Consider the following 20,590-nt stretch of genomic DNA (forward strand, 5'->3'; position numbering starts at 1 on the left):
GCCTGTCATAAAAGCATTTAGAACCGATTAAAAAGGAGAAGATTCTCTCTTATAAAAGCGTCCGTTATTCTCACTCGGCTGGGTTGGAGGGGAAATGACGAGACTCCCATGGGAGAAGGGACTAGGTGAGATCCCGCAGGGAGTGAAACGAGCGAGGAAGCTCACCGTTCCCCCATAGGAAAGCGAGTTATTTCCCCACCAGCCCTTCTCCACATATCGTAACGGCCCGAATTATCTCGAAACTGAGTCTTACAGTAACCGGCTCTTTTGCGTAATAAGCCTCTAATGAAAAATCAAAAATAAACATTAATAGAGCCTTAATAAAAAACACGACGTCCAAGGACGTCGTGCTTTCATTTACAAGGATGTCGGGGCCGTTTCATAAGGAGGCGTCTCATTCTTTGATTTAAAGAACAAATCCCTATCCTTGTATAGAAAGATAATAGAAAGCAGAAAAGCCATAAGATCAGCTAATGGAAAGGCAAGCCATACACCGGAAACACCAAAGAAATACGGAAGAATTAAGACGAGCGGGATTAAGAATAAAACCTGGCGGGCCATGGACAAAATCATCGCAGGTTTCGCCATCCCAAGCGCCTGATAAAGACCGCCGCTGACGACTTGAACACCAATTAGCATAGCGAGGGCGAACATAATTCGTATCGCATAAGCCCCGGTTTCAATCGTAGAGGTATCTCCTGTAAAGATATGCATGAGTCCTTCTGGGAAGATCATCATAATGGCAAAGATCCCAAACGATATGATGGTCACAATTTTCATGCCGAGCAGAATGGTCTCTTTTAATCGATCATAGTTGTTAGCACCGTAATTATATCCAATAATAGGCTGCATGCCCTGCAGGACACCAATCATCGGCATAATCGTAAACATGGCAAGCTTCTGGACGATGCCGAACACACCTACCTCAAATTCCCCTCCAAATTTAATAAGCATAAAGTTGATGGCAATCATCATTCCGCTCCCAGATACCTGACGAATGAAAGCGGGCATTCCGATGGTGATAACTTCTTTAAGTACTTTCAGGTGAGGACGTAAAAAAGGGACCTTAATCTTTAAAGATGATTTACCGCTAAGGAAATAGTAAAGTACAACCACACTTACCGTCCCCTGTGAGATTACAGTAGCGACCGAAGCCCCTTTAACACCCATGTCCAGTCCGAAAATAAAGATAGGATCAAGAATGATATTTAACACAGCAGGTATGATCATGGTGATCATGGCAAAGCGTGAATTACCTTCGGATCTTATAATGTTATTGGTTGTAAAAGCAAAGGAAAAGAATAATGTGCCCAGCAGAATGGGAAACAGGTAATCCTTTGCGTATGGCAGAATGTTTTCTGTAGCTCCAAAAAGTTTTAGCAGCGGTTCCATAATAGTGAAAGCACTAATAAAACCAAACACGCTGATAATGAGTATGGTAAATAACACATTTCCAAATACTTGGTTAGCTTCTTCAGGCTTGCTCTCCCCGAGTCTTCTTGAAATAACGGAGGCTCCCCCGATTCCTACAGCGGCTGCAACTGCCATCATAATCATCATGACCGGAAAACCAATACTCACGCCAGATACCCCAAGGATACCGACTCCTCTTGCAATGAACAGGGTATCGACAACATTGTATAAAGCCATAACAAACATGCCGATCATAGCGGGGATGGACAAGTCAGCAAGGAGCTTTGGTATTGGCTGTGTACCTAAACGCTGACTCTGTTCTTTCATTGTTGGTCACTCCTTTCTACAGAGGGCTTCATATTCTTCTGGACTTTTTTAAGCCACGTAACCATGATTTTCTGTTCTTCCTCAGAAAGCCCCTCTGTTGCCTGAATCTCAATCTTTCGAATAATTTCCTGAATAGTGCTATGCAGTTCGCGTCCTTGGTTCGTTAAAGTGATTAAATTAGAGCGTTTGTCATTCGGACTTGTTTGTTTCTCAATTCTTCCGTGTTTAAGTAAGGATTCAATGACTCCATTCATGGAGGAAGCTTTAATGTATAGTTTCTTTTGTAAAGCAGTTTGTGATTGTTGACCGCAAGTGGCCAGGAAATAGATCACTCTCGCTTGAGAATGAGTAAGGTCGTACTCGCCGAGCTTTTCATTATAAACATTTTGCATAAAGTGCGAGACCATATGGATGTTGTATCCTAGAGAGTCGCTGAAGTCTTGTTTCATTTATTTAGCCCCCTAATGAATAATAGTATAATTGAATGTAATTTTGAAGTAAATATATTTGATTGAGGCTGCTTAAATGATTACGAATATATGTGGGTGATTCAATAAAAAAGCAAGTTATTAAACTATTTTATGCAGACTTATCAGGAATAGGTGGTGTGAAATTTTTTTTATAACCCAAGCAATTATATTTAGTAAGCTAAATGTTTTTAGAAGCAATGTTTATGGAAATAGGGAAGGGGGGTAATGGATTTTATAAAGGAGGAACTGCGATGGATACTTTAACGATTATTTCAATTATAGCGCTCGCAATCGGGCTGGTTTCTTCACTGGTCATTATTGTGGATGTGACACGTTACCCGCAGCAGATGGCCATCATGAATGTAGTCTGGCCAATCAATGGGTGGTTTCTTGGTCCGATAGCTATTTGGACTTATTTTAAATGGGGGCGTATCAAAGCAAAAGATATAGTTCGGGAAGACAACCGCGGCAGTGGAGCTCAAGTATTTACATCCACCAGTCACTGCTCAGCAGGCTGTACCTTGGGTGATGCGGTCGGAGTTCCATTTGTAGCTCTAACGGGCATAGCGATAGCGGGGTCGGTATTATTCGCTCATTATATTGTAGAATTCATTCTTGCTTATATCTTCGGTATTATATTTCAATTTTTCGCTATTTATCCTATGAACAAAAAAGCTGGAGCTACAAGCGCTATAAAAGAGGCGATAAAGGCGGATACACTTTCTTTGCTCGCTTTTGAAATCGGAATGTTCGGATGGATGGCTATTGTTCATTTTGTATTATTCACAGAGCCTCCTAAACCTACCGACGTAAGTTATTGGTTTATGATGCAGATTGCTATGATTCTTGGATTCCTTACAAGCTATCCAGCTAATCGATGGCTTGTGAAGAAAGGAATTAAAGAGGCCATGTAGGATTGTAATAAAATTGCAGCCGCAAATTACACATTCAAAAGGGAGGCGCAGCACTACTCCTCCTCAGACTGTCGAGAAAGACTCGACAGTCTTTTTATTTTTTATATGAACCCTTTAAGAAAGTTTCAAGGTGGTAAAAGTTATGATCTGGCTCAGTTTAAAGGGACCAGGAAGGGTTGAGACGTTAATAGACTGCCGGTAAACGAGACACTTCCTGACATGGAACTTGTTCGCTTTCTCACTGCAAGTCAAATAGTAAAGAACAGGAGCTATGAAGCAGCTGATCAGCAGGCAGAATAGCTTATACAAAACAAACTGGGGAGCTGTACCCAGCTGGGGAGGTAGAGTAGTACTCCTGCTATTCCTGTAGTAAAATCAAGGAAGAGGGGTTAGTTTAGTTGAGGGGGAGAAGGGTGTGAAAATTTCGCTAAGCCATAAGAAGTCTCTGTACTTCAGTTGCGGTTTTATTATCCTCATTTTATCTTCAAACTTCCTGGTGCAGAAAGTAGAAATAACGGGACGAGTGAATGCCTTGCTTGTATGGGGAACAATTGTTGACGTGATGGTAGTCATTCCTGGAGTTGTATTTCTTTTTATTTTGAGAAGAAAGCCGACAGTATCTATTTTAGCACCTATCTTGTGTCCTTGAACTATTCAGTGATTGCGGTGGAGGTTGCATTGGTGGGGATAGAACTTACCATCTTTTTTCTTTTCTTAAAGACTTTCCCCAAATGGAAAAGAAGCTTCAAAGACGCTCAGGTGAATCACCCGTTTGTTTTAGGGAGGATGTTTGAAGCGAACCGTATCACTTTCGCCCCCTATAAACACCGTGTTCATTTTCAACGACTCAGCGGATTTCTTGCCACAGATGTATCGGCGGTCCGCTATGCATTATTTCCTCATCTGGATCGTTATCCTCCAAAAGAATGTACCTTCAGTTACCATAAGAACAGTGAATACTTTGGGGTTTTCCTTATGCTTATTCATGCTATGGTTATTGAAATTATTGCGGTCCATGTCCTGCTCATGCAATTCAGTCATACAGCAGCCTGGATTGCCACTATTCTCGATGTATATGCTTTACTTTTTTTAATCGGGGATTATCAGGCTATTAGAAAAGCTCCTCTCCATGTAGGGAACCGCTCTCTGTATCTGCAAAAGGGGCTTCGTTTCCAAATTTCCATTCCATTTGAAATAATAAAACAAATGAGACCCTGCGCAGCCTCAATATGTTCTTGAATTATCGCAGCCATTGGAAGCTCATTTATACTTGGGGTTGAAGCGGAAAATTAACCGAATGTACATAACGGTCGATGAACCGCATGCTTTTGTGAAAGAATTGGAGAAACATGGCGTGGTTTTAAATGTGATAAATTAGTAAATCATACCTGTAGGGTTTATAGAAAGGGAGGTTCTCATTTATGGCACGATATGAAACCGGATTATTTATATACAATGGAAATGAAGATAGCAATGTACTCGAAACAAACCTTTCACAAACGATACCGATTTTGACTCAGGAAGTGAAGGAGCTAAAAGTACTCCAGACGGATTCGCTTGATGAGTTCAAGGAAGCCTGCAGAAACTATGGACCGGAAGTGGACGTCCTCTTTATTCTGGGAGGCGATGGAACTGTTCATGAAGGAATTAACAGCATGGCTGACCTGGAAAGACGTCCTGTGATAGGAGTTCTCCCTGGAGGGACGTGTAATGATTTCAGTCGTGTGCTGGATACTCCCCAGAATATGCAGCAAGCGGCACGTGCAATTATTAAAGGGGAAGAACTGACGTTAGATGCCGGAAAGACCAATAATTATTACTTTATTAATTTCTGGGGAATTGGATTAGTCACTCAGGCCTCGTTTAACATTGATGAAGATAGTAAAAACCGTTTCGGCGTACTGAGCTATTTCATGAGTGCCTTAAAAACGATGAATGAGGCTACTCCTTTCGAATTTACGGTGACGGTGGATGGAGAAAAATTAGATGGAGAAGCCATCATGATTCTCGTGATGAACGGACAATTCATCGGAACTCGCCGTGTTCCTGTCCCTTCCATTGACTTACAGGACGGTCTTCTTGATGTTCTCGTAGTTAAAAATTCCAATTTGAAATTATTTAAAGAACTGATGACAATGAAACGTCCATGGGCGAATGAGGAGCGTTTTCAAGAACTGCATCACCTTCAGGGTAAACAGGTGAAAATAGAAGTCGATTCTTCGCAGGAAGTCGATATGGACGGCGAAATTAAAGGAGAGACCCCGGCTGAACTGGAAGTGCTTCCTGATCACTTTACATTCTTGAGCGGCGGTCCAAATGCTCTGCATGCCTTTTCTGAAAAATAAGCAAAACAACTACAAAAGCCTCGGCTGCTCCACTAAGGAGAAGGCCGGGGCTTGTTATTTCTCACATACAGCGAGACCAAGAGGGTAATAAACATCCTCTCTGGGCGGCTCAATTAGCACACCATTCTGATAGAAAAACTCCTGCTTAGCATAATTGGTAAATAAATCTCTGAATTCCTGAGGAGTAATCTGATGGACATGAAAAGGGGAACCGCATTCTTTCCCGCGGCCTTTGCCAAAAGGGGTGGAGATGATGAGTTTTCCACCTGGATTGAGTAATTGGTAATAGTTATGCAAAAGTTTTTCTTCTTCTTTAATATGTTCATACGTTTCAAAGCTTACAATCACATCGAACGTTCCCAGGTGAGAGGATAAATGAGGGTCGATGGCATCGTGTATTTCAAAGCTGGATTTTGGATGATAATAGGTCCCTTTCGCGTAACGGATAATTTCCTCGTCGATATCGACTCCTATCACTTCATCAATGACATGTTTGCATTGCTTAGCAATCATATGGGTTCCATATCCCGCGCCGCACGATAAATCTAAAACTCGACCTTGCATGTAAGATAATGAAAACTGGTATCTTGCTGCATGTTCGAGCAGAAGATTATTCGTAGGGTCTGAGTATTCGGGAATGACACGTTCTCCTGTATTCTTAACCACATTTTGTCACCGCTTTCTATGCGTCTAACCCCTTTCATTATGCCATATTTTTAGAAATTCACAAAAAAGGGTATAGATAAATATAAAATTCATGATGGTTTGACATGCTGATTTTGTTAAACTTATACTATCTTTATCTATAGAAAAGGACGAAAGGGCGAAGGTTTATGAGCGAACAAGAGTCATACTACAAGAAAAAACAAGATCCCTCGTTGAAATTATTTGTCGTTTTAACGAAGGCACAGCGATCCGTAGCTGACCTGGTCAGAGATGATATCCAGCGTTATGGATTAAACCCGACAGAATTTGGGGTATTGGAACTGCTGTATCATGAAGGAGAACAGCCACTACAGAAAATTGGTGAGAAGATCCTTTTAGCCAGTGGCAGTATTACGTATGTCGTAGACAAGCTGGAAAAGAAGGAATATTTAGAACGGATTCCATGCCCGAACGACCGGCGGATTACGTTTGCTTCTATTACAGAAAAAGGCAGGGAGTTTTTGAACGACATCTTCCCGGATCATTGGAAGCAAATAGAACGGATTACCGGAGGATTAACGGACGAAGAAAAAGTACAAGCGATTGAACTGTTGAAAAAGCTTGGTAAAAACACAGAAGGAAATCAGGACTAGAGGATTTTCTGAAAATAGTTTATACTATAACTTAATTCTAAAGGCAAAGGAGGGTATGACGATGTTACAAATGCATGTGCTTGACTATCAATTAAACTATGTCCGCCGTGCAATTATTCACAATTCAGCTGTCGAATGGACACGTGTGTCCATTTTTACAGGTGAATAGTGAATAACATGTAACGTCTCATATCTGATTATACCAATGCGCAATGAAGTCAGAGGGTACGGGACCTCTGGCTTTTTTTGTCTTTAGGAGGAAAATAAAATGCTTATTACATTGAAAGATATATATAAAATTGTCGGCGGCAGAGTACTGTTCGAATGCCTTAACTTTGAATTGAATGAAGGGCAGAGAGTTGGGCTTGTCGGTCGGAACGGGAGTGGTAAATCCACTTTATTCCGCTTAATTACTAAAGAGGAATCCATCGACGGCGGGGATGTTTTCATCCGAAAACACTTGACTATTGGCTATTTAAAGCAAATTCCTGAAGAGTGGGAATCATCAGGTAGAGCTTACTTGGAAGCGGCTTTTGGAGAATTGCTGCAAATGAAGAATGATATGCAGAAGCTGGAAGAAAAGATGCTGGATCCTGAACAGATGGAACGATCCCTTAGGGAATACGGAGAAATTCAAGAACGATTTACTCAGGCAGGCGGTTATGAAATCGAATCATCCATCAGCCAAGTGGCTAATGGTCTGAAAGTTAAAGATCTCCTGGACCAGCCTTTCTCTCAGTTGAGCGGCGGTGAGAAAACAAAGCTTGGATTGGCTCGAATCCTACTGGAAAAGCCAGATGTGTTACTGCTGGACGAACCAACGAACCACTTGGATTTACAGGCCATCGAATGGCTTGAGGAATACTTGCAGCAGTATGACGGTTCTGTGTGCATGATTTCCCATGACCGTTCTTTTCTTAATCACACGGTTACCGATATTATGGATTTAGAATCTGGAGACATTCAAACTTATAAAGGAAACTATACCTCTTTTGAGAAGCAAAAAGAAGAGAAGCTGCTGGCAGAATTTCACCAGTATCAGGAACAGCAGAAAAAAATTAAAAAAATGAAAGAAGCGATCCGCCGCCTTAGACAATGGGCTAATGAAGCTAATCCAACAAACCCTAAATTATTTAAAAAGGCAAAGAGTATGGAGAAAGCCCTGGAGCGGATGGAAAAAATGGATAAACCGGTGGTTGATCCCAAAAAGATGAACCTTGCTCTCCAGGCAGAGGGAAGAACCGGTAAGGATATACTTGTCGCTGAAGGCGTCAAAAAAACTTATGGGGCTCGGACGATTTTGAATGGTGTTCATCTTCATTTAAGAAATCAGGATCGATTAGCTCTGGTGGGAGCGAATGGAAGCGGGAAGTCCACTTTACTGCGCTTATTACTCGGACAGGAAGAACCTGAAGAAGGATCAATCAAAACAGGACCGTCGATCAGGATAGGATACTTGCCTCAAAACCCATTAATGGGAGCGGATCGTGATCAGCGGATGATTGATTATTTTCGAAATTCGATCAGAGTGACGGAGGGAGAAGCTCGTCACATGCTTGCCGCTTTTATGTTCTACGGGTATGATGTTTTTCAAAAAATCCGTCATTTAAGCGGCGGAGAACAAATGCGGCTGAAGCTTGCGGTATTTATGCATAAAGGTATTAATGTATTGATATTGGATGAGCCAACCAACCATTTGGATATCGAGTCTCAGGAAGTACTTGAAGAGGCACTTAAAAAATTCGAAGGTACCGTACTAGGAGTGTCTCATGACCGGTATTTCTTAAATCAATGCTTTTCAGATACAGCTTATCTTTCAGGCGGGAAAATCTATAGATATATAGGTTCGTATGATGAAACCAGGAAGCACTGGATGGAACTGCTGGCTCAGCAGCAGATGAAATATGTTAGAAAAGAATCTTCTTCAAAGGCAGAGAAGCCAAGAAACCACCCACCTGACACCAAACAGAATTTTTCAGTCGAAGAGTCCATAGCAGATTTAGAGAAAGAAGTAACACGGCTTGAAAGTCAAATGGCAGAAGAGAGTAATGTAGAGGAATTAATGAATCTTCAGGTGGAAAAGGATCAGTTGAATGAAAAGATTGAGGAGCTTTATGAACAGTGGATGGAAGAATAAAGCATAGGTCCAAGATGGCTCGTAAGAAAGTCGGGATATGGAATAAAAAGGCCTTGAGCGCAGACGCTCGAGGCTTTTTTACAGCTTGAAAATGGGGATGATTCTTTAAAGCAGGGACGTGTGTTTTCGCTGGTCGTGTTTATGACGGCCGTAATAATCGATAAGTGTCTGCACATAAGACGTTAAGTCTGGGCAGGTAATGGAAGAACCCTGTAAGTCATTCTGAGCTTCAGTCGAGTCATATTCACTTTGGGTAAGGAAATAGTCCATCGCTTCTTTCTGAATGCCAAGTTTCTTTCTAATTGAACGAATCTGTAACCCTTGGTTGGCCACCGTTCCTGGAAGATTAAGCTTAGGACGGCGATTAAGATAGATATCGGAAAATAATTGGTAAATTTCTCGAGCTGTGTAAGGATCGGGGTCCGTTAAATGATACGTTTTTCCTTCGCTTTTCTGAATATGCACCAAATAAATACTGGCTTTAATTACATAATCCTGAGGTACTAAATTAACCTTTGCCTCTCCCTTTCCAAATTGAGGGATGACCGGCAGTGTACGGAAACGATCCAGCATGTTTAATACAAAGTAGGGTCCGTCGAATTTAAGTGTTTCTCCCGTTCTTGAATGCCCCACGACAATCCCTGGCCGGATGATGGTTATAGGGAGATGCTCTTTTTCTGATGCGACGAGCTTTTCAGCTTCATATTTTGTATATTCATAATGATTCTTGAAACCTTCTTGATGAGTAAGTTCGTCTTCATATATTTTTCCTTCCCGTTTTCCTGAGACATAGGCTGAACTAAAATAAAGATACCTTTGTAACTTTAGGAAGCTGCGAAGCCACTGGTTTACCTCCCGTGTTCCCTGTACATTCACACGCCATGCTTTTGTAAGAGAAACAGCCAAATCATAGAGTGCAGCTAGATGGAAGAAGTGAGTGGTCTCCCTTTCAAGTTTTGCACGTAAAGAAGGATCAAGTCCCAATTCTGGCTTCGTAATATCTCCTGATACAAGCTCGATTTTCTGCCTGTCTACGTAAATTTCCTTCGCTAATTCTGCCACCCTTTGTTCAGCTAATCCTTCCATTTCAGGTAAGTGGATTAAGTAAATTTTGTCTACTGGATACCCTTCGAAAAACAGCTCTTCTACGATGTTGGATGCCAGGTACCCTGGAAACCCTGTACACACATAGGTGTTCGCCAAATCAATCATCTCCTATTAAGTGGTTATTTTATCCATTCGTCAGCTGAGTCAGGTTTTCCTTCTTCAACGCCTGTTATCGTTTATCGAAAAAAGATGTGGGAATCTTTAAGACTAGATGCGCTGTGACGCCTGTACACTTATTCACCGTAATTTGAGCTAAACAAAAGAGTTTTGATTTCGTCAGCATGTTCGTCCAATTTGAAGAGATGCTGGCTTATTAGTAACCATTAAAGGGGGGAGTATGTTCTCCCCTTTACATATTTATAGGTACATTCTATCATAATAGGTGGTTTTGAAACTGTAATAAAAGGGTAACCGAAAAGTAATAAAGAGAGACGCAAAGGTAATGAGGAGGGACAGCTATGAGTGACCAGGAAGTTGTGGTGTACACGAGCAGGAACTGTGCAAAATGCGATCAGGTGGTAGCCAAACTCTCAGAATGGGAAATTGATTATGAAGAGCGCAATGTATCCACTAACCGTGATCACTTTAAAGAACTTCAAAATATGAAGATATATGGAACGCCAGCAACATTTGTAAATCAGGAGAAAATCTTGGGCTTTCAAGAAAGAAAGTTAAAACGAGCGCTGGGAATCCAGTCCACTGAACGTTTTGTAGATTCTGATATGATGAATTATTCATAATTCTGCAAGTGATTCTCATGGATCACTTGCTTTTTTTTACACTTTTTCAGCTTTCCAACATAGGCTGAAGTAAACACGTCAAGAAGGTGGAACATCCATGTATCCCTATTATCAACAATGGTATGACTGGTCCCGTCAATCGACTGTTTATCCTTATGATCCTGCTTTTTATCAGGGTGCATACCAAAACCAGGGGAATATAAACGGCTGGTATAATAATGGTTATAACCAAAATGCGTATGTACCTCAAAATCCTTTTCCGTATAGTTACGGCTACACAGGATATACTGAAAATGGAAATCCTGAAACACCTTCCTTCCAAGCAGGGGCGATTCCAAAGGGCGTTATGAATTATTTTCAAAATGAGGATGGGCAGCTGGATTTTGATAAAATGATGTCGACCACGGGTCAGGTAGTGAAAACGGTTCAGCAGGTTTCGCCGATCGTCAAAGGCATCGGCACGTTTGTAAAAGGCTTCAAATAAACGCGCTCCTCTTTGCGGGCGCGTGTTTTTTCTTATGGATCAAGTCGTGTGATATAATATTTCGCATAGCGAAATAATAGTGGAGGCGCGGATAATGAGCATTGGTTGTTTATGTATTCATGGCTATACGGGAAGTCCTGAGGAAGTTCAGCCCCTTGCAGATTTTTTAAGTGGACGAACTACCTGGGAGATTTCCAACCCAACTTTGCCCGGTCATGGGGAAGAATTGGATCTCCAGGGGCATTACTACCAGGAATGGATTGCCACAGCGGAGCTTGCATTATTAGACTTGTTGGAGAGAAACGATACCATTGTCATAATCGGGTTCTCTATGGGAGGGATGATTGCTGCTTATTTAACGGCTAAGTATAGAATTAACCGTCTTGTATTACTCTCGGCTGCAGGGAAATATGTGAGCCTGCCGCAAATGTACAAAGACATTTATGAAATGTTTGCAGATGCCTGGAAGGGGGCGCTGGCTTCCAATGAACTATTCACAAGATACCAGAGAAAATTACAGCAAACCTATTTGTTCTCCACATTCGAATTTATGAAATGCGTGCAGTTCACCAGACCTTACTTAAAGCAGGTGAGATGTCCAGTGCTGATCATTCAGGGTGAACTGGATGGAATGGTACCGAAGAAAACGGCGGAATTCCTCGATGAAGAAATTCCAGCTGAAGAAAAAGAGCTGGTCTTCCTTAAAAATTCCAAGCATTTAATCTGTCATGGAGATGATAAGGACGAGCTCTTCGATACGGTATTAGAATTTTTGGACTGATTTTAGAGAAAGGGTGCAGTTAAATGACGAAACACAAAAATACAAAAGCACCCCTTCAAACTTCATTTTATTATGGGTGGATCATCGTTGCGGTTGCGGGGCTTAGCGTGTTCTTCTCAGGGCCGGGTCAAACCTATTCGGTTTCTATTTTCATAGATTACTATATTGAGGACTTTGGTTATTCACGCTCCCTCGTTTCAGGTATATACTCAGGTGCAACCTTGTGTGCCGGGTTTGCCTTATTCATGATGGGGAGGCTGGTCGATCGATTTGGTCAGCGAACGATGATGGTTGTGGTAGGAATTTTCTTATCCATGGCGTTGTTTTGGAACGCCTTCTTGTTAGGTCCGATCATGATGTTTTTCGGCTTTTTTATGATTCGTTTATTTGGTCAGGGTTCGATGACTTTAATTCCCAACACCCTGGTTCCTCAATGGTTTATTCGAAAGAGAGGCCGCGCGCTGAGTGTGATGGCGATTGGCGGATTCGCGAGCTCAGCCTTAATGCCGCCTTTAAATACATGGATGATTGAAACAGCAGGGTGGAGAGCAGCCTGGGGAATATGGGGCGCCCTATTATTGATTGTATTTGTGCCCGTGGCATTCTTTTTTGTCCGCAACCAGCCTAAATTGGTTGGAGAAGTACCGGATGGAAATCCAAAGCCTGTTAAAGACGGTGACGATCCGAATCCCAATATAGAAGTTAATGAAAAAAGCTGGACCTTAAAAGAAGCTATGGCTACGAAAGCTTTCTGGTTTATACTTTTTTGTGTAATCGTACCGGCTCTTGTCAATACAGCTATTACCTTTCATATTGTATCCATTATGGGCTTAAGAGGCCTTGATACGGGAGTCGCTGCGATGGTGTTGACTTTAATGGCGATTATCGGCTTCCCTGTTACATTCCTGACGGGATACTTAGTGGACCGATTCCAAGTACATTACATATTGGCTATCACTTTCTTTGGTCATATTTTTACTTTACTGCTTCTGTTATTTACAGATACTTGGTGGCTCGCTGTAGCTTTTGGTGTATTGTGGGGATTTGTGAATGGATTTGAACGAATCGTTCTGAGCATTGTTTGGCCGAACTATTTTGGCCGTGAACATTTGGGAAGCATTAAAGGACTCGCACAGACTGTCATGGTTATCGGATCTGCTTTAGGTCCGCTTCCGTTTGGCATTTTTTATGATTGGCTTGGAGGTTACCAGGAAGTCATTCTGTTAACGATTGCGTTCCCAGTAACAGCCGGAATTTTGGCTTTGAGTTCTCCGCAGCCTAAATATGAAGACTATCACGGCTGATTGACAGAACCCAGTTCCGGTTGAAAAACCGGAACTGGGATTTTTTATTGCCGTCTTGGAATGACTTTTGCATGGTCTAAAGAAGACGTGGTGTTAAGAAGAGTCTGTTAAGTTGACTTTTACAAGAGATTTATTAAAGTATAGGGCCGTATAGTTGAAGACTCAGTTTCGAGATATTTTATGAGAAGAAAGGTCCTGTGGGGGATGATTCGCTTTCCGCGGGCATGTGCTGAGCCTCCTCAGTCTTTGACTTTCCGGGGTCTCATCGATCATGTTCATCCCGCAGGAGTCTTCATCATCCCCCTCCGGACCTGCCCAAATCAGAAGCTCGAAACCACTTTAAATCGTAAGGAATTAGACCAGGTGGTTCTGTACCTATTTTCAGGGTATAACGATGCACAATAGCCTGTTATAAAAGCATTTCATACAGATTAAGGAGAAAAACTTTCCTCTTCTGGAAGGGTCCGTTCGCAACATTATAGTGGGGTTGGTGGGGAAATGGCGAGACTCCCATGGGAGAAGGGACTAGGTGAGATCCCGCAGGGAGTGAAACGAGCGAGGAAGCTCACCGTTCCCCCATAGGAAAGCGAGTTATTTCCCCACCAACCCTTATCCATCTTACGTAACGGACATAACTATCTCGAAATCAAATCTTACACAAACGGGAGCATAACTGTGAGTTCAACTTAGAGATTTGATAGAGTCTTTAAGGAAGAGTGCAAATTCTGCTGCAAAGGTTTCACATCTTGATAAATCCTCATCACTCTCAGGATAATGTTCAATTTTAAGAGAAGTAGATGCAATTACCGCCCCTGATTCCTGACATGCACTCTCCAGCTGGTTAACAGCTTCGCAGAAATGAGGATAAATGGAGTCGCCTGAACCAAAAACAGCTATAGGGAACCCGGTTAGGTCCGTTTCTGTTACATCTTCATAAAATTCTTCCACCTCGTAGGGAAGGTCCCCGTCGTTCCAAGTGTAGGAACCAAGTAATACTCCGGAATAATTCTTAAACTCATGAGGGTCTATCTCGTCAATTTCATCTAGTGTTACGTGAAAACCACAGTTTTCCAGATGAGCTTTGAGCACGTCCGCTATTTCTTCTGTATTCCCAGACATACTTGCAAATCCTATCATGATAGAATTCATAGAGAACCAGCCTTTTGTTTTTCATTGGATCCGTTCATTAGCTGATCCCAGTAACTCAACTGAGCGGAATGATATTGAAAAAGCTCCGCATCGCGTCTATCCAGGGACTGATCCACTTTTAGTTGATGATAGTTAATGGAAAGCGCGATATCCGAGTACATATACAAATTATTCAAGTAATATTCCTCTAAATAAGAGGAAGGAATGAAGAAGGGAGGTTGCGAGTTCGTGTGTAAAGAGACAAGCCAGCCTATTGACTCTACGTAGTGATGGTCATCGCCTATATACATTAACTCTCCTTTCTTAAAATGAAGACATTTATTGGGGTTGCCGGGACCTCTATGATAAGTGAAATCTCGTGTAACAATAAGACAATCTTTCATGTTCATTCCCCTTTATTAGAAGATGGTTAAATTATAATTGAAAATGATTATCATTGTCAATCAAATGTCTGCTTTTTGGATGTAGTCATAGGGAGGGGCATGACCTCAAGTTTCATTCTTAAAGTCCAATAAAAAAAGCTGCGGGGCAGATGCTCCGCAGCTATTGGTTAATCTATTAATCTCTGAAGAAAGCAACAACTAATCCACCTTCTCCTGCATAAGTCGAGATGAGAGGACCCGTTTCCATAAATAAACTATCTTCAGGATTGTAACGTTCTTTTATATCCTCGAGAACTTTTCGGCCTCTTGCTTCATCATTGCAATGGGATAAAGCAATGACTCTGTCTTCTAAGTTATGGGCATACTCACCAATCTGGTCAACGAAGCGGCGGATAGATTTCTTGTTTCCGCGAACCTTTTCCGTGACTTCTACGGCTCCTTCATCATCACTGGCTTTCATAAGTAGTTTAATGTTCAATGTCTTGGCGATCGTACCTTTCATTCGATCAAGACGTCCGCCTTTTATAACATTTTCAAGCGTTTTTAGAATAAATAACGTAGTGGTTTTTTCGATACGTTCTTCCATATGAGATACCAGAGCTTCAAAATCCAGCCCTTCTGCGATTTTCCTGTTGGCTTCATGGACGAGCAGGGCTATGCCGCAGGAAGCGGTTTTTGTGTTCAGCACGGATATTTGGCGTTCCGGGTCTTCCTCAAGAAGCATGTCCATCCCCATTACAGCACTTTCGTACGTACTGCTCAGTCCCTGAGTAAGTGCGAGAACCAGAATAGGAGCGTCGCGATCTACTTCTTTATATTTTTCATAAAAGTCATTCGGACTTGGAGAAGAAGATCTTGGCAATTCTTCTGATTGTTTTAGTTTTTTATAAAAAGTAGGCAGATCAATGGTCTCACCTGTTTTATAATGTTCATCGCCGAAATGAATATTCAAAGGTACATTTTTGATGGAATGTTGATCGTTCATGGAGTCGGGAAGGTCTCCCCCTCCATCAATCAAAAGTTGTATGGTCAATCTCTTCACCTGCTCTCAAGTAATGGTACATCTTTACTTTTCTATCATTATAACAGACATCTTCTAATTACTGTTTTTGATGGGCATGCGTAATTTTGGGTTTAACTTTTTTCGTCGTACTGAAAATAAACATCATCAGTCCAAAGAGTACAATGGAGCCTCCAAGCCACTGGGACCATGTAACAGGTTCGCTCAACAGCCAATAAGCAAGAATAGCTGCACCAATCGGTTCCAGTAAAACGGCCATTGAAATCGTTGAAGTGCTGATCCAGCGCAGAATCCAATTAAACAAGGAATGACCGAAGAAAGTCGGGATGATAGCCAGTGCAAGGAAGATTAGCCATTGAGAGCCGTTGTAACCGGTGAATGATTGATTTAAAATAAGGTTGTAAAGCAGTAAAGTAACAGAAGCTGTGCCATAGACAAGAAAAGTGTAAGTCATAAGAGAAAGACGTTTTCTCAAGTTCTGACCCAGCAGGAAGTAGCCGGTAACCATAAATGCTCCTAAAAGGGCCAGGATGTCTCCGAGAAGAGCCAAGCCGCTAATTTGAAAATCGCCCCAGCTTATAATGACACTTCCTGTTATCGTAATGACCAGGCTTAAAACCGCACCGATTGTGAAACGCTCTTTAAAGAAAATGAAAGTCCCGATAAAAGCAAAAATTGGCTGCAGCGAAACGAGAACGACCGAACTTGCAACAGAAGTGTAAGACAGGGACTGAAACCATAAGATAAAGTGAAACGCTAAAAACACCCCGGATAAACCAGCCATAATCCAATCTTTTTGATTAATTTGTTTGATTTCATCAAAATGTTTCCATAATACATAAGGGGACATAATAAGCACAGCCAGCGAAAGTCGGAAAAAAGCTACAATCGATGCCGGAGCGTCACCAGCCAATTTAACAAAAATCGCTGCTGTAGATATGGATAATACCCCTATGAATAAAATTATATATGGATGAATTGGAGGCTTATTCATTAAACCCCTCCTCTGGTAAACAACAGTTGTGCACTCATTTTATCATTCTTCGGATTGAAAAGCATAGGAGAAATGTGTAGAATTAACTGTGTTATGTATGTTATGATGAATGAATCTATTAGGCAGACACCAGAGGAGCCTCTCCCGATTTCTGTGGCGGAAGGCTTTTTTCACATGTTTATAGGCATATAAGTTATATATGATTTTATATAAAAAAGGAGTATGAAATAAGTGACAACATTTAATTCACTAGGCTTATCAAACCCAATTCTAAAATCTTTAGATGATATGGGCTTTGAAGAAACCACACCGATTCAAGAACAAACAATACCTCTAGGGCTGGAAGGCAAAGACGTGATCGGTCAAGCTCAGACAGGTACAGGTAAAACAGCAGCATTCGGTATTCCGATGCTTGAGAAAATTGACAAGCAGGTCAAATCCGTTCAAGGATTGATCGTAGCTCCAACTCGTGAACTGGCTATCCAGGTCGCAGAAGAGATGAACCGCCTTGGTAAAGTTAAAGGAGTTCGCGCACTACCAATTTATGGTGGGTCGAACATGGAACGCCAAATCCGGTCTCTTAAGACAAATCAAATTGTCGTAGCTACACCGGGACGTTTACTTGACCATATTCGCCGTAAAACTATAAAGCTTCAAAATGTACACACGGCTGTACTGGATGAAGCAGACGAAATGCTGAACATGGGTTTCATCGAGGATATTCGTGACATCCTAAAAGCTCTTCCTGAAGAGCGTCAGACGCTGCTTTTCTCAGCTACGATGCCTAAGGAAATTCGTGATATCGCGACAACCTTAATGAATAACCCTGAAGAAGTAAAAGTTAAATCAAAAGAAATGACCGTTGAAAATATCGAGCAATACTTTGTGGAGATCCCTGAGAAACACAAATTTGACACATTGACTCGCCTGCTTGATATTCACGACCCTGCTCTTGCCATTGTATTCGGTCGTACGAAGCGCCGTGTAGATGAGGTAGCGGACGGTTTACAAGCGCGTGGATTCAGCGCAGAAGGAATCCACGGAGACCTGACTCAAGGTAAGCGTATGTCTACGTTGAACAAGTTCAAGCGTGGACGTATTGAAATTCTGGTAGCTACAGACGTAGCCGCTCGTGGTCTGGATATTTCTGAAGTATCACATGTGTATAACTTCGATATCCCTCAAGATCCTGAAAGCTATGTTCACCGCATTGGACGTACAGGTCGTGCGGGACGTAAAGGTGAGTCTATTTCTTTCGTAACACCACGTGAGAAAGACCAGCTTAATTTGATTGAGAAGCTTACGAAGAAAAAAGTGGAGCGTCTTAAAGTTCCTTCTTCTGAAGAAGCTTCCCGCGGCCAGCAAAAAGTAGCGGTTGACAAGCTTGTAGAATCTCTTGGTGCAAACGACCTTAAGAATTACAAGCATTCAGCTAACGAATTGCTTGAGCAATATGATTCTTCTGATATCATAGCGGCAGCTCTTAAGATGATGACGAAAGAGCGCAGCGAAGTACCTGTCAGCTTGACTTCCGTACAGCCGATCAGCGTGAAAAATGCTCAGCGCAGTAAAGGTAAGAAGAATTATGGTAAAGGCGGAAACCGCAATTACAACTCGAAGAATAAATCCCGCAACCGTAACTTCAACGGAAAAGGCGGCAACCGTGGTTACCAGAACAAAGGACGTAACTCAAACGCTAAATAACTCATAATGATAAAAGGTCAGACCCTCACAGGGTCTGACCTTTTTTTATGGAAAACATGTTTTATTCTCTCTTTATTGTGTTTTTTCATAATTAGGTTATTCCACTAATGGGCCGGTTTATAGAAGACTCGATTTCGAGATAAATCCTGGTCCGTTACTTAAAAGGTATAGGTTTGGTGGGGAAATAACTCGCTTTCCTATGGGGGAACGGTGAGCTTCCTCGCTCGTTTCACTCCCTGCGGGATCTCTCCTGATTCCTTCTCCCATGGGAGTCTCGCCATTTCTCCACCAATCCAACTTTATTAGGGCGAACGGACACTTCGGAACGAGAGTATTCTATCCTCCTTATCCCGCCCGAAATGCTTATATAACAGGTTACCCCGCATAGTTCCAACCTGAAAAAGGATATAAAGCCCGTGGGATTATTTCTTCTCAAGCAGGTGAAGGATGAAGCTGTTTCGAGTTTCTGATTCGGCCAGGTCCGGAGGGGAACGGGGAGACTCCTGTGGGATCAACATGATAGGTGAGACCCCGGAAAGCTTTAGCTTGAGGAGGCTCAGCACATGCCCACGGAAAGCGAGTCGTTCCCCGCAGGGCCTAACTCTCTCACTAGATATCTCGAAACTGAGTCTTCCACAAACGGGAGCTTATCTGTAACAAACAATTCTTTAACGAAGTTTAGTAAAAAAGCCTCTCCTTAGTCGGGAGAGGCTTTTTTAAGAACCTAGTTATCATTTAAAGTACCCGGCCGAAGAGGGCTACCGCTACAAGAAAAATAATCACAAACCAAAATGCGTAACCACCGTATTTTTTCCAAGGGAACCGCCGCTTCTTCCAGCGATTAGGATTAAAAGAAATGTCTCCGCTTGACTGACTTGAAGTACGGGTACGCTGCTGCCAAATCGAAAATGGTCTTGCATTTCGGAGAATGGTGGGAGCAATGGCGAACCCGCCAATCAATCCAAATAAATGGCCGAGTACATTGATATTAGGTCGTGTAAATGTCATGAACAAACCTAATATAAAAATAACCATGACGATCTGTGAGTTGGCCTGATCGATTAGGTGCTTGCGGAAAAGCACCATAAAGACGTAGACGCCAAAAATTCCAAAGATGGCACCGGAAGCTCCTAAATGCTGGTAATATGCGTCTGGATTTACAATGAAAGTTCCAAGATTCCCTACGATCCCTGCGAACAAATACATAAAGATAAATTTAAACTTACCAAGAATCTGTTCAAGGGCCGGTCCAAATAAGACAAGTGAAAAGGAATTAAATAATGCATGAGCAAACCCTGCATGCAGAAAAATTGGGGTGACAAGCCGCCAATATTCTCCTTCCAGGATTAAGACGTTAACTCCAATTCCAAAGCGGAGGAGGTCCAGCGCGAATCCGAATTGGAGAAAATCGATTAATATCCACAACAAGAGATGAATACCAACAAGTGTGGAAACAATGGGATAGAATTTGAGAAATTCTCTGAAGCTTTCTGTTCTGACAAACATAGGGGCTATTCTCCTTTTAGTTGCGTTCCTACTATCATACTATGACGGGCCGGGAATCTCATATCCATTTTTATCGGCATAAAATTCGGGTATACTGTTACTACTTCAGTTGAAAAGGAAGATCTTATGTGATCAGAGGTATTGGAATTGACATCATTGAAATGGATCGTATTAAACAAAGTATAAAGCGAAAGCCTCGACTTATTCAAAGAATTTTAACGGAGCGAGAGTACCAGCGTTTTAAAGATTTGAATGAACGGCGGCAGATTGAATATGCAGCCGGACGTTTTGCAGCTAAAGAAGCCTTGGCTAAATCCCTGGGGACAGGTATTGGTTCTTTGAGTTTTCAGCATATTGAAATTTTATCTGATGGCAAAGGAGCTCCGTCTATGAAGGTTCAGGGTTTTGAAAATCTGCACATATGGTTGTCGATCAGCCACAGCACTACGCACGCTGTTGCTCAAGTGGTGTTAGAAGAGAGATAAGAGCGGGAATAGATCTGACATATTTACA

General features: G+C 42.0%; 21 protein-coding genes. 12 read left to right on the forward strand and 9 right to left on the reverse strand.

Features of this window, described 5'->3' with window-relative positions:
• Positions 1-357: 357 nt before the first annotated feature.
• Positions 358-1,740 (reverse strand): MATE family efflux transporter, encoded by a 1,383-nt coding sequence (locus HBHAL_RS01915; protein ID WP_014641649.1) that lies wholly within the window; start codon positions 1,738-1,740, stop codon positions 358-360.
• Complete coding sequence (locus tag HBHAL_RS01920; protein ID WP_014641650.1) at positions 1,737-2,189, reverse strand: MarR family winged helix-turn-helix transcriptional regulator; 453 nt, start codon at positions 2,187-2,189, stop codon at positions 1,737-1,739. The genes HBHAL_RS01915 and HBHAL_RS01920 overlap by 4 nt, the downstream gene beginning before the upstream one ends.
• 272 nt (positions 2,190-2,461) lie before the next feature.
• On the opposite strand from HBHAL_RS01920, the gene HBHAL_RS01925 reads away from it, so the two are divergent.
• The 4 genes from HBHAL_RS01925 (at position 2,462) to HBHAL_RS01940 (ending at position 5,469) form a co-directional block, all read left to right on the forward strand.
• Positions 2,462-3,124, forward strand: a complete 663-nt coding sequence (locus HBHAL_RS01925) for a DUF4396 domain-containing protein (protein WP_014641651.1) — start codon at positions 2,462-2,464, stop codon at positions 3,122-3,124.
• 415 nt (positions 3,125-3,539) lie between these two features.
• Entirely contained in the window at positions 3,540-3,773 is a 234-nt protein-coding gene (locus HBHAL_RS01930; RefSeq protein WP_041601154.1) for a hypothetical protein, read from the forward strand.
• A gap of 32 nt (positions 3,774-3,805) precedes the next feature.
• Entirely contained in the window at positions 3,806-4,363 is a 558-nt protein-coding gene (locus tag HBHAL_RS01935; protein ID WP_014641653.1) for a hypothetical protein, read from the forward strand.
• Between the two features lie 182 nt (positions 4,364-4,545).
• Positions 4,546-5,469, forward strand: a complete 924-nt coding sequence (locus HBHAL_RS01940) for a YegS/Rv2252/BmrU family lipid kinase (RefSeq protein ID WP_014641655.1) — start codon at positions 4,546-4,548, stop codon at positions 5,467-5,469.
• A 54-nt stretch (positions 5,470-5,523) separates the two neighbouring features.
• Here the strand turns inward: HBHAL_RS01940 and HBHAL_RS01945 are convergent, their stop codons facing one another.
• Positions 5,524-6,135, reverse strand: coding sequence for a class I SAM-dependent methyltransferase (locus HBHAL_RS01945; RefSeq protein WP_014641656.1), 612 nt, complete (start codon positions 6,133-6,135; stop codon positions 5,524-5,526).
• Positions 6,136-6,302: 167 nt separating this feature from the next.
• On the opposite strand from HBHAL_RS01945, the gene HBHAL_RS01950 reads away from it, so the two are divergent.
• On the forward strand, positions 6,303-6,767 hold the full coding sequence (locus HBHAL_RS01950; protein WP_014641657.1) for a MarR family winged helix-turn-helix transcriptional regulator: 465 nt from the start codon (positions 6,303-6,305) through the stop codon (positions 6,765-6,767).
• Positions 6,768-7,035: 268 nt separating this feature from the next.
• Positions 7,036-8,904 carry a ribosomal protection-like ABC-F family protein gene (gene abc-f, locus HBHAL_RS01955; protein ID WP_014641659.1) on the forward strand — a complete coding sequence of 623 codons (1,869 nt, stop codon included), beginning with the start codon at positions 7,036-7,038 and terminating at the stop codon, positions 8,902-8,904.
• Between the two features lie 105 nt (positions 8,905-9,009).
• On the opposite strand, the gene HBHAL_RS01960 is transcribed toward abc-f, so the two are convergent.
• Positions 9,010-10,107 (reverse strand): SDR family oxidoreductase, encoded by a 1,098-nt coding sequence (locus HBHAL_RS01960; RefSeq protein WP_014641660.1) that lies wholly within the window; start codon positions 10,105-10,107, stop codon positions 9,010-9,012.
• A gap of 362 nt (positions 10,108-10,469) precedes the next feature.
• On the opposite strand from HBHAL_RS01960, the gene HBHAL_RS01965 reads away from it, so the two are divergent.
• From HBHAL_RS01965 to HBHAL_RS01980, 4 genes are all read left to right on the forward strand, one after another.
• On the forward strand, positions 10,470-10,751 hold the full coding sequence (locus tag HBHAL_RS01965; protein ID WP_014641661.1) for a glutaredoxin family protein: 282 nt from the start codon (positions 10,470-10,472) through the stop codon (positions 10,749-10,751).
• Between the two features lie 97 nt (positions 10,752-10,848).
• The gene (locus HBHAL_RS01970; protein ID WP_014641662.1) at positions 10,849-11,235 is read left to right on the forward strand and encodes a YppG family protein; all 387 of its coding nucleotides are present in this window, start codon (positions 10,849-10,851) and stop codon (positions 11,233-11,235) included.
• A 94-nt stretch (positions 11,236-11,329) separates the two neighbouring features.
• Positions 11,330-12,016 carry an alpha/beta hydrolase gene (locus tag HBHAL_RS01975; protein ID WP_014641663.1) on the forward strand — a complete coding sequence of 229 codons (687 nt, stop codon included), beginning with the start codon at positions 11,330-11,332 and terminating at the stop codon, positions 12,014-12,016.
• Positions 12,017-12,039: 23 nt separating this feature from the next.
• A complete protein-coding gene (locus tag HBHAL_RS01980) occupies positions 12,040-13,320 on the forward strand; it encodes an MFS transporter (RefSeq protein WP_014641664.1) in 1,281 nt (426 codons plus the stop codon).
• 681 nt (positions 13,321-14,001) lie between these two features.
• On the opposite strand, the gene HBHAL_RS01985 is transcribed toward HBHAL_RS01980, so the two are convergent.
• The 4 genes from HBHAL_RS01985 to HBHAL_RS02000 all read right to left on the reverse strand — a co-directional run bounded on the left by HBHAL_RS01985 (position 14,002) and on the right by HBHAL_RS02000 (position 16,867).
• The gene (locus HBHAL_RS01985) at positions 14,002-14,469 is read right to left on the reverse strand and encodes a flavodoxin (RefSeq protein WP_041601156.1); all 468 of its coding nucleotides are present in this window, start codon (positions 14,467-14,469) and stop codon (positions 14,002-14,004) included.
• On the reverse strand, positions 14,466-14,852 hold the full coding sequence (locus HBHAL_RS01990) for a hypothetical protein (protein ID WP_041601157.1): 387 nt from the start codon (positions 14,850-14,852) through the stop codon (positions 14,466-14,468). The genes HBHAL_RS01985 and HBHAL_RS01990 overlap by 4 nt, the downstream gene beginning before the upstream one ends.
• A 175-nt stretch (positions 14,853-15,027) precedes the next feature.
• Entirely contained in the window at positions 15,028-15,885 is an 858-nt protein-coding gene (locus HBHAL_RS01995) for a DegV family protein (RefSeq protein ID WP_014641666.1), read from the reverse strand.
• Positions 15,886-15,952: 67 nt separating this feature from the next.
• On the reverse strand, positions 15,953-16,867 hold the full coding sequence (locus tag HBHAL_RS02000) for a DMT family transporter (protein WP_014641667.1): 915 nt from the start codon (positions 16,865-16,867) through the stop codon (positions 15,953-15,955).
• 231 nt (positions 16,868-17,098) lie between these two features.
• On the opposite strand from HBHAL_RS02000, the gene HBHAL_RS02005 reads away from it, so the two are divergent.
• Positions 17,099-18,571, forward strand: a complete 1,473-nt coding sequence (locus HBHAL_RS02005; protein WP_014641668.1) for a DEAD/DEAH box helicase — start codon at positions 17,099-17,101, stop codon at positions 18,569-18,571.
• Between the two features lie 735 nt (positions 18,572-19,306).
• Here the strand turns inward: HBHAL_RS02005 and HBHAL_RS02010 are convergent.
• Complete coding sequence (locus tag HBHAL_RS02010; protein ID WP_014641669.1) at positions 19,307-20,077, reverse strand: rhomboid family intramembrane serine protease; 771 nt, start codon at positions 20,075-20,077, stop codon at positions 19,307-19,309.
• A gap of 128 nt (positions 20,078-20,205) precedes the next feature.
• Here HBHAL_RS02010 and acpS point away from each other — a divergent pair, with 128 nt between their 5' ends.
• A complete protein-coding gene (acpS, locus tag HBHAL_RS02015; protein WP_014641670.1) occupies positions 20,206-20,562 on the forward strand; it encodes a holo-ACP synthase in 357 nt (118 codons plus the stop codon).
• Positions 20,563-20,590 lie beyond the last annotated feature (28 nt).

Origin of the sequence: Halobacillus halophilus DSM 2266 (assembly GCF_000284515.1) — a bacterium.
In the GTDB taxonomy this organism is placed as follows: Bacteria; Bacillota; Bacilli; order Bacillales; family Halobacillaceae; genus Halobacillus; species Halobacillus halophilus.

Coding starts and splice junctions, on each gene's coding strand:
- HBHAL_RS01915 (WP_014641649.1), bottom strand. CDS start 1,740: ATGAAAGAACAGAGTCAGCGTTTAGGTACACAGCCAATACCAAAGCTC.
- HBHAL_RS01920 (WP_014641650.1), bottom strand. CDS start 2,189: ATGAAACAAGACTTCAGCGACTCTCTAGGATACAACATCCATATGGTC.
- HBHAL_RS01925 (WP_014641651.1), top strand. CDS start 2,462: ATGGATACTTTAACGATTATTTCAATTATAGCGCTCGCAATCGGGCTG.
- HBHAL_RS01940 (WP_014641655.1), top strand. CDS start 4,546: ATGGCACGATATGAAACCGGATTATTTATATACAATGGAAATGAAGAT.
- HBHAL_RS01950 (WP_014641657.1), top strand. CDS start 6,303: ATGAGCGAACAAGAGTCATACTACAAGAAAAAACAAGATCCCTCGTTG.
- abc-f (WP_014641659.1), top strand. CDS start 7,036: ATGCTTATTACATTGAAAGATATATATAAAATTGTCGGCGGCAGAGTA.
- HBHAL_RS01965 (WP_014641661.1), top strand. CDS start 10,470: ATGAGTGACCAGGAAGTTGTGGTGTACACGAGCAGGAACTGTGCAAAA.
- HBHAL_RS01970 (WP_014641662.1), top strand. CDS start 10,849: ATGTATCCCTATTATCAACAATGGTATGACTGGTCCCGTCAATCGACT.
- HBHAL_RS01975 (WP_014641663.1), top strand. CDS start 11,330: ATGAGCATTGGTTGTTTATGTATTCATGGCTATACGGGAAGTCCTGAG.
- HBHAL_RS01980 (WP_014641664.1), top strand. CDS start 12,040: ATGACGAAACACAAAAATACAAAAGCACCCCTTCAAACTTCATTTTAT.
- HBHAL_RS01985 (WP_041601156.1), bottom strand. CDS start 14,469: ATGAATTCTATCATGATAGGATTTGCAAGTATGTCTGGGAATACAGAA.
- HBHAL_RS01990 (WP_041601157.1), bottom strand. CDS start 14,852: ATGAAAGATTGTCTTATTGTTACACGAGATTTCACTTATCATAGAGGT.
- HBHAL_RS02000 (WP_014641667.1), bottom strand. CDS start 16,867: ATGAATAAGCCTCCAATTCATCCATATATAATTTTATTCATAGGGGTA.
- HBHAL_RS02010 (WP_014641669.1), bottom strand. CDS start 20,077: ATGTTTGTCAGAACAGAAAGCTTCAGAGAATTTCTCAAATTCTATCCC.